Source organism: Arthrobacter sp. SW1 (assembly GCF_001766675.1).
Lineage (GTDB): Bacteria > Actinomycetota > Actinomycetes > Actinomycetales > Micrococcaceae > Arthrobacter.
The window spans coordinates 45,736-59,377 of sequence record NZ_MJLT01000068.1 but is presented as its reverse complement, the minus strand read 5'-3'; the positions used below and the strand labels follow the sequence as shown (position 1 = coordinate 59,377).

Below are 13,642 nucleotides of genomic sequence, written 5' to 3'. Positions count from 1 at the left end.
ATATTCCGGCACCTGCCCCCAAAACTATCATTCAGCGTAATTCCGCTTTTCCGGCCCGCTCTCCGGCGTGGCTCCCGGAGCCCGGGAATGTCGGCGAAATACACGAAGAGATATGACCTTTCGCACATAGGATTGGTTTTCGTGACGACTCCCCCTGCCCCCGGTGACGCCCTCAGCCGACGCGAAAAGCTCCTGTACATCCTCCTGCTCGGGGCGCTCACCGCCCTCGGACCGTTCACGGTGGACTTGTATTTGCCCGCGTTTCCGGCGCTGGAGCAGCACTTCGGGGTCTCCGCGGCGGCGATCCAACTGACCCTGGCGGGCACGACGGTGGGCTTCGCGATCGGACAGCTCGTCGTCGGACCCTTCAGCGACAAGTTCGGCAGGCGCATGCCGCTGATCCTGGCCACGGCACTGCATATCGCGTCGTCCCTCGGCGCCGCGTTGTCCACGGACATCGGCATGCTGTCCATGTTCCGCGTCCTCATGGGCATCGGTGCCGCGGGCGGCGGCGTGGTGGCGATGGCTATGGTGCGGGACCTCTTCCACGGCTACGCGATGGTCCGGATGTTCTCCCGGATGTCGCTGGTCAACGGACTCGCGCCGATCCTCGCGCCGATCATCGGGTCACAGCTGCTGCTGGTCATGCCCTGGCCGGGCATCTTCTACTTCCTGGCCGCTTACGGGCTGCTGGTGATCATCGCCGCGGTGTTCCTCATCCGCGAGACCTACCCGCCTGAACTCCGGCAACAGGGAGGAACGACGGCGGCCCAGCGGTACCGCGCGGTGTTCAGCGACCGGATCTTCGTGGGCATGCTCCTGGTGGGCGGTTTCAACTTCGGCGGCCTGTTCGCCTACCTCTCCGCATCCACTTTCCTGTTCCAGCAGGTGTACTCCTTCTCGCCCCAGGAGTACGGGCTGCTGTTCGGCGTCAACTCACTGGGCATCGTGGCCGGCGTACAGATCAGCTCCCGCGTGATCAAGCACGTGGCCCCGCAATGGATCATGGCCGCCGCCACCGCCTTCATGCTGCTCATGGCCCTGCTCATCGTGCTCTTCGACGTGCTGCAGCTGGGCCTGTGGGGCGTGGTCATTCCGCTGTGGTTCTACATCCTGGCCACCGGCTTCATGTTCCCGTGCGTCCAAGTGGTAGCCCTCGCCAACCACGGAGCCCAGGCCGGCACCGCGGCTTCCCTGCTTGGCGCTTCCAACTTCATGATGGCCGGCATCGTGCCGCCGGTGGTCGGCGTGCTCGGCGTGGCCTCCGCGGCCCCGATGGGCGCCGTCCAGGCTGTCTGCATCGCCTGCTGCACCGCCGCGCTGTGGCTCATCGTCCGCCCGCGCACGGTTCCGTCGATCCACTAGGCCCGAAGCGAAGCAAGGACAGGTACGCGCCGGAGACTAGGCTTGAGCCATGGCCCGTTACCCCTTCGGCAAGCGCCCCGATTCCGGGCAACCGGACCGCAAGCGACCGCACCGCAACGGCCGGGGCCTGTTCCTCGGCGCGGTGCTTGGCGCCGTCGCGGGTTTCTTCCTGGGCCGCAACCTCGGCAACCCGGTCTTCGGCGCATTGATCGGCGCGGTGATCGTCTCCGCGCTGATGTACCGGGTCAACCCGGGCCCCTGGAAACGCGACTGACCCGGCCCTGAACACGGGCCTGTTGTGCTCCGGAGCCCGGCGATAAAGTTGAACTGTGCCCCGTTGGCAGGAAACCCACCCCGTTCCAGCGCCCTGGCAGCGGCAGGACGACGGAATCCTGCCACTGTGGTGGGAACGGCTGTGCTCAGTGACCAGCCCGCAGTCAGCCGCCCTCTACGCGGCCGGCCTGTTCACGGAGGACCGCCGGCGCCCTATCGCCCAGTGGTTCAACCCGGACTCGGGAGCGGCCCTCCTCGTGGCCCCGGAAACGTCCCCTGAATGGCCCGTGCAGCGTTTCGGGATCTTCTACGCGCCTCCTGGCAGCGGATTCACCCGTGTGCACTCCTCGCCGCACGAATGGCATCCCCGCGAACCCCGCACTCCCCCGACGGAAGACGAAGCCTTCCGTGCCGCCGTCGACGAAGCCGCCAGGTTCCTGCAGGTCGAAATGGACTTTGTCTGAGGCCCGCTTGGGACGCCTGAAACGAGACGGAAAACCGGACAGAAAAACAAAAAGACCCGCACCGCGTTTCCGCGGCACGGGCCTTGTGCGCTCCTCCGACTGGACTTGAACCAGTAACCCTTCGATTAACAGTCGAATGCTCTGCCAATTGAGCTACGGAGGAATGAAGCGGTTATGACTTTAGCAAAGGTCGGGCCACTTCGCGAAATCGGTGCCGAAGGCAGGGCCCGTTCCACCAAAATACCCTCCCGGGGTATGAAAAATGCCCCCGTTCCGGCGATTCGGAACGGGGGCATCGGGAGCTCCTCCGACTGGACTTGAACCAGTAACCCTTCGATTAACAGTCGAATGCTCTGCCAATTGAGCTACGGAGGAATGAAGCGGTTATGACTTTAGCAAAGCCCCGCCGGGAAACGAAATCGAGGCTTCCAGCGGTGCCTAAAGCTCGGCCCGGAGGGCCCTGCGCTGCATCTCGAGCTCCATCAGTTCACGGTTGAGCTGCTGGAATTCCTCAGGGTTGGCCGCCGCGTCCAGGCGCTGCAACCGGCCCATCTTGTCCGCCTTGATACGGGTGATCTGCAGTTCGAAGAGCCGCGCCAGGATGTCCCGGCAATAGCGCTGCATCGCCTCCGGGGTGCTCGCCGGCAGCGGTGTCACGGCCAGCTCGGACACCAGCCCGCGCAACGGTTCGGGCATCTCCTGACGGACAGCTTCCACCCAGGCCACGGGATCCGCCGCGCGGGCGAGCCCTGCGGCCCGGATCGCATCGTGCACCGCGGCATAGGCGGGAGTGACGAATCGGGAGATCTCAAAGCGGTCCCAGGCGGCCCCGGCCAGCACCGAGGGATCCTGCAGGACCACCTCAAGCGCCTGGCGCTCCATCGCTGCCACCGGATCCCGCGGATCGGGCCGCAGGAAGGCCGCTCCGGGGTCCGACGACGGCCCGGCGGCTCCCTGCCCCGGCCCGCCCTGCTGCGGGGCACCGGAGGCGTACTGGCCACCTCCGTGCGGGGTGCTTCCATGGCCGCCACCGGTATTGCCCGCCGCTTGGGCTTCGGCGCGTTTCCGGGCCCCGCCCACGGCGCGGCTGACGTCCTCGATGGGCATGCCGAGCCACCCGGCAAGTTCGCGCACATACGCCGGGCGCAGGCCGGAATCCCGGATCTGCGCCACCACCGGCGCGGCTTCGCGCAGGGCTGCCACCCGGCCTTCCACAGTGTCCAGGTTGTGTCTCTTCAGGGACGCCCGAATGGCGAATTCGAACAGGGGCTTGCGGGTGCTGATCAGTTCCCGCACCGCCGCGTCCCCGCGCGTTTGGCGAAGATCACAGGGATCCGCGCCGGTGGGTTCCACGGCCACATATGTCTGCGCAACGAACCTCTGGTCCTCCTCAAAGGCGCGCAACGCCGCCTTCTGACCCGCGGCGTCGCCGTCGAAGGTGAAGATGACCTCTCCCCCGCTGCCGTCGTCCGAGAGGAGGCGGCGGGCGATCTTGATGTGCTCGGCACCGAAAGCGGTGCCGCAGGTGGCCACCGCGGTGGCGATGCCGGAGAGGTGGCAGGCCATGACGTCCGTGTAGCCTTCCACGACCACGAGCTGCCGGTCTTTGGCGATGTTCCGCTTGGCGAGGTCGATGCCGTAGAGGACCTGGGATTTCTTGTAGAGCGTGGTCTCCGGTGTGTTGAGGTACTTGGGGCCCTGGTCGTCCTCGTAGAGCTTGCGCGCGCCGAAGCCGATGGTGTCTCCCGCGATGTCCCGGATGGGCCAGATGAGCCGGCCGCGGAAACGGTCGTAGATGCCGCGGTTGCCTTCGGAGAACATGCCGGTGAGCTTGAGCTCGGCATCCGTGAAGCCACGCCCGCGCAGGTGCTTGAGCAAGGAATCCCAGCCCTGCGGCGCGTAGCCGACCCCGAACTGCTCCGCAGCGGCCCGATCGAATCCCCGCCCGTGCAGGAAGGCACGTCCCTCGGCCGCACCGGGAGTCAGGAGCTGGGTGCGGAAGAACTCGTCCGCGATCTTGTGGGCATCCAGCAGACGCTGCCGCTTGCCGACTTCCTCCCGGCTGGGCCCGGAACCGCCGTCCTCGTACCGCAGCTCGTAACCGATGCGGGCCGCGAGCTTTTCCACGGCCTCGTGGAAGGAACTGTGATCCATTTTCTGGACGAAGGAGATGACGTCCCCGTCTTCGCCGCAGCCGAAGCAGTGGTAGCGGCCCACCTGGGGACGGACAGTGAAGGACGGCGAGCGCTCGTCATGGAAGGGGCACAGGCCCTTGTACGTTCCCAGGCCCGCGCCCTTCAAGGTCACGTAGCCGTCGACGACTTCCTTGATGTCCGTGCGCTGGCGTACCTCGTCGATATCCTCACGTTTGATCAAGCCAGCCACTGGACCATCCTAGTCCGAGCGGACTCACCAGAGCGACGGCAGGCTGCCCACCAGGCGCTCGTACATCGCCAGCGCGGAGGCATCCGTCAGGGACGCCACCTGGTCGATCACTACGCGGAGCCGCGCGGCGTCGTCGACGGCGTCACGCCAGTCCGCGGCGAACATCGGCTCCAGGTGCCGGTCACCGGTGGCGTTGAGCACGCCCACCAGGGCGTGCAGGACCTCGCGCTGCCGTTCGTAGACCGGTTGGCGGTGGTCGGTGGAGATGACGAAGGTGGTGGCCAGGCCCTTCATCACGGCGATCTCGGTGACGGTTTCTTCCGGGACCATGAGCTCGGCGGAAAAACGGGTGAGCCGTTCCGGCCCGAAATGCGCGCGGGTGGTTTCCAGGGCGCTCTGGCAGAAGCGGCCGATCAGCTGGCTGGTCATGTTCTTCAGGGCGGCCATGGACTTGCGGCTGCCGTCCGCTTCGCGGACCCAGACACTGGTGGCTTCGAGGCGGGCCAGGGCGGCGTCGATTTCGGCGGGCTCGTTGTGCGGCAGGTACCACTGGCGGGTGTAGCCCACCACACGGGCCCGGTGGTCCGGGTTGTCCAGCCATTTCAACTGGAAGTGGCCGGCCACGATCGCGTCCTCGACGTCATGCACCGAATAGGAGATGTCGTCGGCCAGGTCCATGACCTGCGCTTCGATGCAGGAGCGGTTGGCCGGGGCGCCTTCGCGCAGCCAGTTGAAGATGGGCAGGTCATCCTCGTAAGCACCGAACTTGCTGGTCCGGTGGCCGTGGATCACCGGGGCGTCCACGGCGGACCACGGATATTTCGACGCCGCGTCCAGGCTGGCGCGGGTCAGGTTCAGCCCGGCAGGTTCCCCGCCCGGGGTGAGCACCTTCGGTTCGAGCCGGGTCAACAGGCGCAGGGTCTGGGCGTTGCCTTCGAAGCCGCCGATGGCGTGGGCGAGCTCATTCAGTGCGGACTCTCCGTTGTGGCCGAACGGCGGGTGGCCGAGGTCGTGGCTGAGGCAGGCGGTGTCCACGACGTCCGGATCGCACCCCAGAGCGCGGCCAAGTTCCCGCCCCACCTGGGCGACTTCAAGGCTGTGGGTCAGCCGGGTGCGCACGAAGTCGTCGGTATCCGGCGCCACCACCTGGGTCTTGGCTCCGAGCCGGCGCAGCGCGGAAGAATGCAGCACCCGGGCACGGTCCCGCTCGAAATCCGAACGGTAGGTGCTCTTGGGCGGCTCAGCCACCCAGCGGGCGGAATCGGCCTCGCTGTAGCCAGGCATGGCCTGGGCCGTCCCGCTCCGGCCGGCTGCTGACAATGCTTCGGTTCCCATGTGGCTAGCCTAGCCGCCGGACACGTCCAGTTCCGCCGCAGCGATGTCGCGGCTCTGTTCCTCGTTCAGGGCGCGGCTGTCCAGCCAATCCTTGGGCAGGGCCGGCTTCTTGGGCGTGCCGGCGCGGCCGCGCGGCCCTTCGGAATCGACGCCCGGGTAGGGCAGCTCAAGGTCCAGTTCATCCAGCAGGCTGCGCAGCACCTCGAGGGTAGGCACGGTGGCCAGCTTGGCGCGCAGTTCCCCGCCCACCACGTAGCCCTTGAAGTACCAGGCCATGTGCTTGCGGATTTCCCGCAGGGCCTTGTATTCGTCGCCGCCGAAGGTTTCCACCATGAGTTCGGCGTGCCGGTACACACCCTCGGACACCTGGCGGAGGCCCGGACGGTGGCGGTGGTCGCTGCCTTCGAAAGCCGCCTGCAGGTCGCCGAAGAGCCAGGGCCGGCCCTGGCAGCCGCGGCCCACCACCACGCCGTCGACGCCGGTCTCCCGCACCATGCGGACGGCGTCTTCGGCGGACCAGATGTCGCCGTTGCCGAGCACCGGGATGTCCGGCAGCGCCTCGCGCAGGCGCGCGATCGAGGACCAGTCGGCCTGGCCGGAATAGAACTGCGCCGCGGTGCGGCCGTGGAGTGCGACGGCGGCGACTCCGGAATCGCGGGCGATCCGGCCGGCGTCGAGGTACGTCAGGTGGTCGTCGTCGATGCCTTTGCGCATCTTGATGGTCAACGGAATGTCGCCCTTGGCGGCTTCCTTCACCGCGGTCTGCACGATCGCGGTGAAGAGGTCGATCTTCCACGGCAGGGCGGAGCCGCCGCCGCGGCGGGTGACCTTGGGCACCGGGCAGCCGAAGTTGAGGTCGATGTGGTCCGCGCGGTCTTCCTCGACCAGCATGCGGACCGCAGCGCCGACCGTCTTGGGGTCCACGCCGTAGAGCTGCACGGAACGGACCTTTTCGTCGTCGTCGTGCGAAATGATGCGCAGCGATTCGGGCGTCCGCTCAACGAGGGCGCGCGAGGTGACCATCTCCGCCACGTACAGTCCCCCGCCGTACTCGCGGCACAGCCGCCGGAACGCGGAATTCGTGATGCCGGCCATCGGGGCCAGGATCACGGGGGTGTCCACGGTGATATTTCCCAGCTGCAGGGGCGGCAGCTCGAGCTTCGGCGAAGGAGGGGTTGCTACAACAGTCACCCATCCATTGTGTCAAAGCGGGGCAAATCAGTCCCGGGCCCTCATGCCGGGTGTTTGCGCAGGCCTTGCGACAGGCGCGCGAAGGCATCGACGGCGAGGCGGGCGACGCCGGGATCATCAGCCAGGGCTCCGTCGGCTGCTCCGGTGGCAGCGTCGTCGTCCGCCCAACTTTCGAAGGCGAGCCGGATGGCCGCGGTGGCGGCAGCAGCATAGAGGCGGAGCGTGAACGGATCGGCCGCCGGAAGAAGTCCGGCCATCACGTCCTTCAGCACGGCTTCGGAGCGGCTGTTCACCGACGACCAGACCTCGGCAAGCGCCGGGTCCGTGCGGGAAGCAACGAGGAGCCCGCGCACCCAGCCCAGCTGTTCGCCGCCGTCGTCCGCGGGAGCGAGCATAGCGGCGATGGCCCGGGCGATGACGGGGCCGGGATCGGCGTCCCTGCCCGCGTCCATCCCTGCGATGCCGGCGCGCAAGGCTGCCTGCCATTGCTCGGCGCCTACCTCAAGGAGCGGCGCCACGGCCTCTTCCTTCGTCCTGAAATGGCGGTAGAAGGTGCGCAGGGAAACGCCGCCCGCCGTCGCGATTTCCTCCGCGGTAGTGGCAGTGGCTCCTTGCGCCGTGAAGAGTTCCGCGGCGGCCCGGGCGATCTCGAGCCGGGTCGAGAGTCGGCGGCGTTCACGCAGGCTGGGTTGTTCGGCGTCCACGTTCCAGATCGTACCCCGGATGTGGCGAAACAGACATCTCTTGCCATCTTGGCACAACGTGCCACAAAGCGTATGGTGGACAGCGCATGGCCGGGGACTCACCGGCCCGACACAGGCGACCACCCTCCCCGGCCGCCGGCACGAAAGGACACATCATGCTCCGTTATGCAGACCGCCGCTCGCTCGTCACCGGTGGCGGATCGGGAATCGGCCAAGCCACCGTGCTGCGCATGCTCGCCGAAGGCGGCCGGGTGGTGGCCGCCGACGTCAGCGAACAAGGCCTTGCGGACACCCGGGCCAAGGCCGGGGACGCCGCGGACCGGCTGAAGACCATCACGATGGACATTTCCGACGAAGCCTCGGTCAAGGAGGGCGTTGCCGGGGCCATCGCGTTCCTGGGCGGACTGGACGCGCTCGTCAACGCCGCCGGAATCCTCCGCTCCTCGCACACGGAACAGACCAGCCTGGAGTCCTTCGAACAGGTGGTGCGCATCAACCTTGTGGGCACGTTCCTGGTCATCCGCGAGGCCCTTCCGGCGCTGAAGCAGGGCGGCAACGCGGCCGTGGTGAACTTCAGCTCCACCTCCGCCGCCTTCGCGCACCCCTACATGGCGGCGTACGCGGCCAGCAAGGGCGGCATCCAGTCCATGACCCACGCCCTCGCCGCTGAATTCGCCAAGGACGGCATCCGCTTCACCTCGGTGCAGCCCGGCTCCATCTCCTCCGGCATGACGGACGGCAGCGGCGAGAGCCGCCGCAGTGTCGGCCCCGGTTTGCCCGAAGACGCCGACATGGGCCTGTTCATGAAGCTTGCTCCTGCACTCGGCCAGGGATTCGCTTCCCCGGACACGGTGGCTGGAGTCGTGGCCATGCTCGCCAGCGACGACGGCGCCTTCATTACCGGTACCGAAATCCGGATCGACGGCGGCACCCACTTCTAGGGGCGCCAGGTCCCCTAGCCGCCGCGGCGGCGGTTTTCCGCCTCGCGCCGCGCGGCTTCCTTGCGTTCCGCTTCGCGGCGGGCGCGGCGGGTTTCGACGACGGCAGCCAGCTCCCCGGTGTCCAGCGAGGCGTAGTCCTCCACGGTCGCCGGGGAGCTTTCCAACTCACGGACGCGTCCGGCGTCGGCGTCCTCCGCCACAGCAGTGGGTCCGACGGCGGCAGCACGCCGGGGACCGGTGGCTTTCACCACGAGCACGGCGATCAGCGTGGTCACCGGAATCGCCAGCACCAGTCCGATGGAGCCGACCAGGGTCCGGATCACTTCCTCCGACAACTCCGCGCTGGTCAGGGTGTCCACGAGCGGCCGGTCGTAAAGCATGACGATGATCAGGATCGGCAGCGCAGCGCCGGCGTACGCGAACGCGATGGTGTACACGGTGGAGGCGATATGGTCGCGGCCGATCCGCATGGCGGAGCTGAAGAGCTGCCGGGCGGTAGTCTCCGGAGCGAGCTCGTAGAGCTCCCACACCGCCGAGGACTGGGTAATGGTGACGTCGTTGAGCACGCCGAGGCCCGAGATGATCAGGCCGCACAGGATGATCCCGGAAATCGAAATCCGGTCCGACATGTTGATCAGCGTGGCGGCGTCGTGGTTGCCCACGCCCGCCAGGTTCGCGGCGCCGGTCGCCCAGGCCGCGAGCAACGCCGTGATGCCGAGGCCGAAAATGGTGCCCAGCAACGCCGTGGAAGTCCGGGCCGAGAATCCGTGCGCGAAATACAGCACGCCGATCATGATGGCCGTGGACCCCACGAGCGCCACGAGCAGCGGCGGCTTGCCCTCCACCAGGCCCGGCAGCATGAAGCTGACCAGCACGGCGTAGGCACCCACCAGGCCGAGCAGGGCGCGGAAGCCGCGCCAGCGGGCCACCGCGACCACCACCACGGCGTAGAGCACTGCGAGCAGCGCGATGGGAAGCGTCCGGACGAAGTCCACGAAGACGTAGGCCGGAGAACCCGTGCCGGCGCCCTGCACCCGGGACAGGTTCAGGTAGCGGATTTCATCGCCGGCCTTGACGCCGTGGCTCTTGGCGACATCCGGGTTAATGACCACCTTCACGGGGCTGCCGCCGGCGTCGGGCTGGGTCATGGCGAAGGTGCACTGCGATCCCTGCTGCGGGTCCTGGCCCTGGCCGGGCTGCGGAATCTCCGCCCCGGTGTTGGCCTGGCTGCAGCTTTCCTGCAGCACGGACTGGATCCGGCCGCTGTCGAAGGTGACCCCGGGCGCCGCCTGGTACGGGCTGGCGAGGGTCAGCCCCTCCTTGCTTCCGGAGGGCCAGAGAAGCAGCATGGCCACCGTGGTGAGCACTCCCAACGGCACCAGCACTGCAGCGAGCAGCCAGTTGGCCCGCTTGCGCGCGGCGAGCGCCTGTGGTGACAGCTCGTCGTCGTGGTGTCCGTGGGAGTGCCCGTGGCCCATTGTTTGCTTCCCCATCCCTCCGGCCGCGCCGGAGAATCAGTCGCTGACGACCTGCGTGTCGGCGCCCTTGACGTGTGCTTTTCCTTGCGCCAGCAGCGGATCGACCACCGCGCGCAATGCCGTCATGGAATCATCCACTTCCAGCAGCACGGGGTGCTGGTAGGCGATCAGTGCCAGCAGTTCACCCACCGCCTGCGTGGCCTCGTCCGCATTCAGCGCGGGCTCGTGGCCGAGGAAGACGTCCGAAGGCTCCTCCGCGTTGCCGCTCGCATAGCTGACGGCGAAGGCACGGATCTTCCCCTTGCGGCTGGCCGGAACCCCGGCGCCGAAGGCGCTGGCCTTGGGCGCCCGCAGGACAACCGCCCCATGGGCTCCGCTGAGATCGTCCAGGAACATCCGCTGCACGGTGGGGATGCCAATTTCGCCCGGGTTGTCCCACTGGTGCACGGCCGTGTAGTAGCGGCCCACCACATCGCTGAGTTCGACCGAACCTGTGGCGAGGTCCTCCACCTGCTCCGAGGCGGCTTCTTCCGAGCCGTCGCCGAACACCGGAAGCTTCAACGGCTCGGGGTCCACCACCACCAGCCGCGAACGCTGGATCGGCGCGAGGCCCGCCCACTCCGCGAAGGCGGCACCGGCGGTGCCGGGCTCCACCTTGCAGCGCAGCCTGGACACGCCCGACGGCGCCAGCTCGGCTTCCCGGCGCAGCATGGTCAGGAGGGTGGCCCCGATGCCGCTGCGGCGGTGGTCCTTCGCCACCTCTATGTACGCCCACAGGCGCTCAGGGTGCAAGGACGCTTCGTGGACGACGGCGGCCGCCACCGGAATGGCGACCCCGTCCACCACGTCTTCGGCCACGATGCAGCGGCGCCAGGGTGCGTTGCTGGACGGCGCGAGGGCTGCCCGGAACTGCTGGGCCGGAAGGGTTTCCGGTCCGCCCCAGATTTCCAGGAGCGCGAGGTCGTCGCCGTCGCGCCATTCCCGGTATTCGACCGCCATGCTCAGGCGCCGATCAGCCGTGCGGCCAGGTAGCCCTCCACCTTGTCCAGGGAGACGCGTTCCTGGCTCATGGTGTCGCGTTCGCGGATGGTCACGGCCTGGTCCTCGAGGGTGTCGAAGTCCACCGTGATGCAGAACGGGGTGCCGATCTCGTCCTGGCGGCGGTAACGGCGGCCAATGGCGCCGGCGTCGTCGAAGTCGATGTTCCAGTTCTTGCGCAGCTGGGCGCCGAGTTCCTTGGCCTTGGGCGAAAGGTCCTCGTTGCGGCTGAGCGGCAGCACGGCGGCCTTGACCGGGGCCAGTCGCGGGTCCAGCTTCAGCACGGTACGCACGTCCACGCCCCCCTTGGCGTTGGGAGCCTCGTCCTCGGTGTAGGCGTCGATCAGGAACGCCATGAAGGAGCGGGTCAGGCCGGCCGCGGGTTCGATCACGTACGGGGTGTAGCGCTCGTTGGTGGCCTGGTTGAAGTAGCTCAGGTCCTGGCCGGAAGCCTTGGAGTGGGTGGAGAGGTCGAAGTCGGTGCGGTTGGCGATGCCTTCGAGCTCGCCCCATTCGGAGCCCTGGAAGCCGAAGCGGTATTCGATGTCCGTGGTGCCCTTGGAGTAGTGGCTGAGCTTTTCCTTGGGGTGCTCGAAGAAGCGCAGGTTCTCCTCGCGGATGCCCAGGCCCGTGTACCAGGCCATGCGCTCCTTCATCCAGTACTCATGCCACTCTTCGTCCGTGCCAGGCTCGACGAAGAACTCCATTTCCATCTGCTCGAACTCGCGGGTGCGGAAGATGAAGTTGCCCGGGGTGATTTCGTTGCGGAAGGACTTGCCGATCTGGCCGATGCCGAACGGCGGCTTCTTGCGGGAGGTGGTGAGCACGTTGTTGAAGTTCACGAAGATGCCCTGGGCGGTTTCCGGGCGCAGGTAGTGCAGGCCTTCTTCGCTGGCCACCGGGCCCAGGAAGGTCTTGAGCAGGCCGGAGAATTCCTGCGGTTCGGTCCACTGGCCGCGGGTGCCGCAGTTGGCGCAGGCGATGTCCGCCAGGCCGTTTTCAGCCGGTCGGCCCTTCTTTTCCTCGTACTCTTCCTCGAGGTGGTCGGCGCGGTAGCGCTTGTGGCAGGAGAGGCATTCGACCAGCGGGTCGGAGAAGACCTCAACGTGGCCGGAGGCTTCCCACACCTGGCGGGGCAGGATGACCGAGGAGTCCAGGCCCACCACGTCCTCGCGGCCGCGGACCATGGACTGCCACCACTGGCGCTTGATGTTTTCCTTCAGCTCGGCGCCGAGGGGGCCGTAGTCCCATGCAGAGCGCGAACCGCCGTAGATCTCACCGGCCTGGAACACGAACCCGCGCCGCTTGGCGAGGGAGATGATCTGGTCGAGGACGGATTTTGCTGCCATGGGTACTCCAATGATCTACAGGGCCGCTGGGTGCGGTCCGCGCTGGTGCGCAACAATGTGCTGCGCGAAGGAAAGCTGGGCAGGAATGCTGCCTGTCCTAGCCTACCGGCCTTTGCCGCCGGGGCCGGCGCGCAGGGCGCCCTTGGGCCAGGGCAGGGTGGCGAGGATGATCGCCACGAGCGTCAGCAGCGTTCCCAGCACCGTGGGCAGGGCGACCACCGCGCCGGGGGCGGGCAGGACGACGTCGAGCGCGAGGGATCCGAGCAGCTGGCCGGCGATCATGCCGAGCCCGGTCATCAGCACTCCAAGCCCGCGGACCAGCAGCGCGGCCAGGGCGATGAAGACACAGCCCATCGGCCCTCCGAGGTAGTACCACCACTCGGCCGGCAGCGGATTGCCCGGCCCGGCAATGGCGAACTTGGCCAGCAGCAGGAGCCACAGCACCACGGAGCCGGCGGCGAAGTTCATGAAGGTGGCGGCAATCGGGCTGCCATAGTGGACGGTGGCAGTTCCGTTCATGGCCTGCTGGAAACTCATGAGGAACCCGGCGAGCACAGGAAGCAGCACCGGCAGCACCAGGGCCGCTGGATCGGTGGTGGCCGAAAAACGCGGGGACACCGCCCAGGCCACTGCGGCGACCGTGAGCACGCTGCCCAGGATCCGCATGGTGGTGACGGAGCGCTTGCCGCCCGGAGCGATGCCGAGCCGGTCCACGAGCAGTCCGCTCATGGTCTGTCCCGTCACCACGGCAACGGTGAAGAGGGCAACGCCAAGGACGCCCACGGTGAAGGACTGGGCGATCACGAACACGGCACCGATGGCGCCGGCCATGACGTAGATCCGAGGGAAACGGCGCTCCCGCACGGCGGGCAGGACCTGCCGGAGGCCGGCCCGGCCCCTCGGCAGGAAGAACCCGACGGCGGCAATTACCAGGAGTCCGGTGGTGAAGCTCACGACGGAAGCCGCCAGTCCGTCGTCGAGCCGTACCGCCAGCGCACCGTTGATGCGGCCCTGCAAAGGGATCAGCAGTCCGGCGGCGACCGCTACGGGCAGTCCGGCGACGCGGGGCAGGGCGGGACGGGGTGACGGCTTCGGCATTTTCACCACCTTACGTCAGGC

General features: G+C 67.7%; 12 protein-coding genes and 2 tRNA genes. 4 read left to right on the top strand and 10 right to left on the bottom strand.

Annotated features, from left to right (window positions below; all coding sequences use genetic code 11):
• The first annotated feature begins 87 nt into the window (after positions 1-87).
• The 3 genes from BIU82_RS18080 to BIU82_RS18070 are packed head-to-tail and all read left to right on the top strand — an operon-like array spanning position 88 to position 2,102.
• Entirely contained in the window at positions 88-1,365 is a 1,278-nt protein-coding gene (locus tag BIU82_RS18080; protein WP_070350851.1) for a multidrug effflux MFS transporter, read from the top strand.
• A 49-nt stretch (positions 1,366-1,414) separates the two neighbouring features.
• Positions 1,415-1,639, top strand: a complete 225-nt coding sequence (locus tag BIU82_RS18075; protein ID WP_070350850.1) for a glycine zipper domain-containing protein — start codon at positions 1,415-1,417, stop codon at positions 1,637-1,639.
• Positions 1,640-1,694: 55 nt separating this feature from the next.
• The gene (locus BIU82_RS18070; RefSeq protein WP_070350849.1) at positions 1,695-2,102 is read left to right on the top strand and encodes a hypothetical protein; all 408 of its coding nucleotides are present in this window, start codon (positions 1,695-1,697) and stop codon (positions 2,100-2,102) included.
• Positions 2,103-2,192: 90 nt separating this feature from the next.
• Here the strand turns inward: BIU82_RS18070 and BIU82_RS18065 are convergent.
• From BIU82_RS18065 to BIU82_RS18040, 6 genes are all read right to left on the bottom strand, one after another.
• A tRNA-Asn gene (locus BIU82_RS18065) sits at positions 2,193-2,265 on the bottom strand.
• 139 nt (positions 2,266-2,404) lie between these two features.
• Positions 2,405-2,477, bottom strand: a tRNA-Asn gene (locus tag BIU82_RS18060).
• A 63-nt stretch (positions 2,478-2,540) separates the two neighbouring features.
• Complete coding sequence (gene dnaG, locus BIU82_RS18055) at positions 2,541-4,487, bottom strand: DNA primase (RefSeq protein WP_070350848.1); 1,947 nt, start codon at positions 4,485-4,487, stop codon at positions 2,541-2,543.
• Positions 4,488-4,511: 24 nt separating this feature from the next.
• Positions 4,512-5,822, bottom strand: coding sequence for a deoxyguanosinetriphosphate triphosphohydrolase (locus tag BIU82_RS18050; RefSeq protein ID WP_070350847.1), 1,311 nt, complete (start codon positions 5,820-5,822; stop codon positions 4,512-4,514).
• Between the two features lie 9 nt (positions 5,823-5,831).
• On the bottom strand, positions 5,832-7,013 hold the full coding sequence (gene dusB, locus BIU82_RS18045; protein ID WP_070350846.1) for a tRNA dihydrouridine synthase DusB: 1,182 nt from the start codon (positions 7,011-7,013) through the stop codon (positions 5,832-5,834).
• Positions 7,014-7,054: 41 nt separating this feature from the next.
• Positions 7,055-7,717 (bottom strand): TetR/AcrR family transcriptional regulator, encoded by a 663-nt coding sequence (locus tag BIU82_RS18040; protein WP_171906582.1) that lies wholly within the window; start codon positions 7,715-7,717, stop codon positions 7,055-7,057.
• Positions 7,718-7,872: 155 nt separating this feature from the next.
• Between BIU82_RS18040 and BIU82_RS18035 the strand changes: the two genes are divergently transcribed.
• Complete coding sequence (locus BIU82_RS18035; protein ID WP_070350845.1) at positions 7,873-8,658, top strand: SDR family oxidoreductase; 786 nt, start codon at positions 7,873-7,875, stop codon at positions 8,656-8,658.
• 14 nt (positions 8,659-8,672) lie between these two features.
• Here BIU82_RS18035 and BIU82_RS18030 read toward each other — a convergent pair whose 3' ends face one another.
• The 4 genes from BIU82_RS18030 to BIU82_RS18015 form a co-directional block, all read right to left on the bottom strand.
• A complete protein-coding gene (locus BIU82_RS18030; protein ID WP_070350844.1) occupies positions 8,673-10,136 on the bottom strand; it encodes a YibE/F family protein in 1,464 nt (487 codons plus the stop codon).
• 36 nt (positions 10,137-10,172) lie between these two features.
• Positions 10,173-11,135 (bottom strand): GNAT family N-acetyltransferase, encoded by a 963-nt coding sequence (locus tag BIU82_RS18025; protein ID WP_070350843.1) that lies wholly within the window; start codon positions 11,133-11,135, stop codon positions 10,173-10,175.
• Between the two features lie 2 nt (positions 11,136-11,137).
• Positions 11,138-12,523, bottom strand: a complete 1,386-nt coding sequence (locus BIU82_RS18020; RefSeq protein ID WP_070350842.1) for a glycine--tRNA ligase — start codon at positions 12,521-12,523, stop codon at positions 11,138-11,140.
• 102 nt (positions 12,524-12,625) lie between these two features.
• Positions 12,626-13,621 carry a DMT family transporter gene (locus BIU82_RS18015; RefSeq protein ID WP_070350841.1) on the bottom strand — a complete coding sequence of 332 codons (996 nt, stop codon included), beginning with the start codon at positions 13,619-13,621 and terminating at the stop codon, positions 12,626-12,628.
• Positions 13,622-13,642 lie beyond the last annotated feature (21 nt).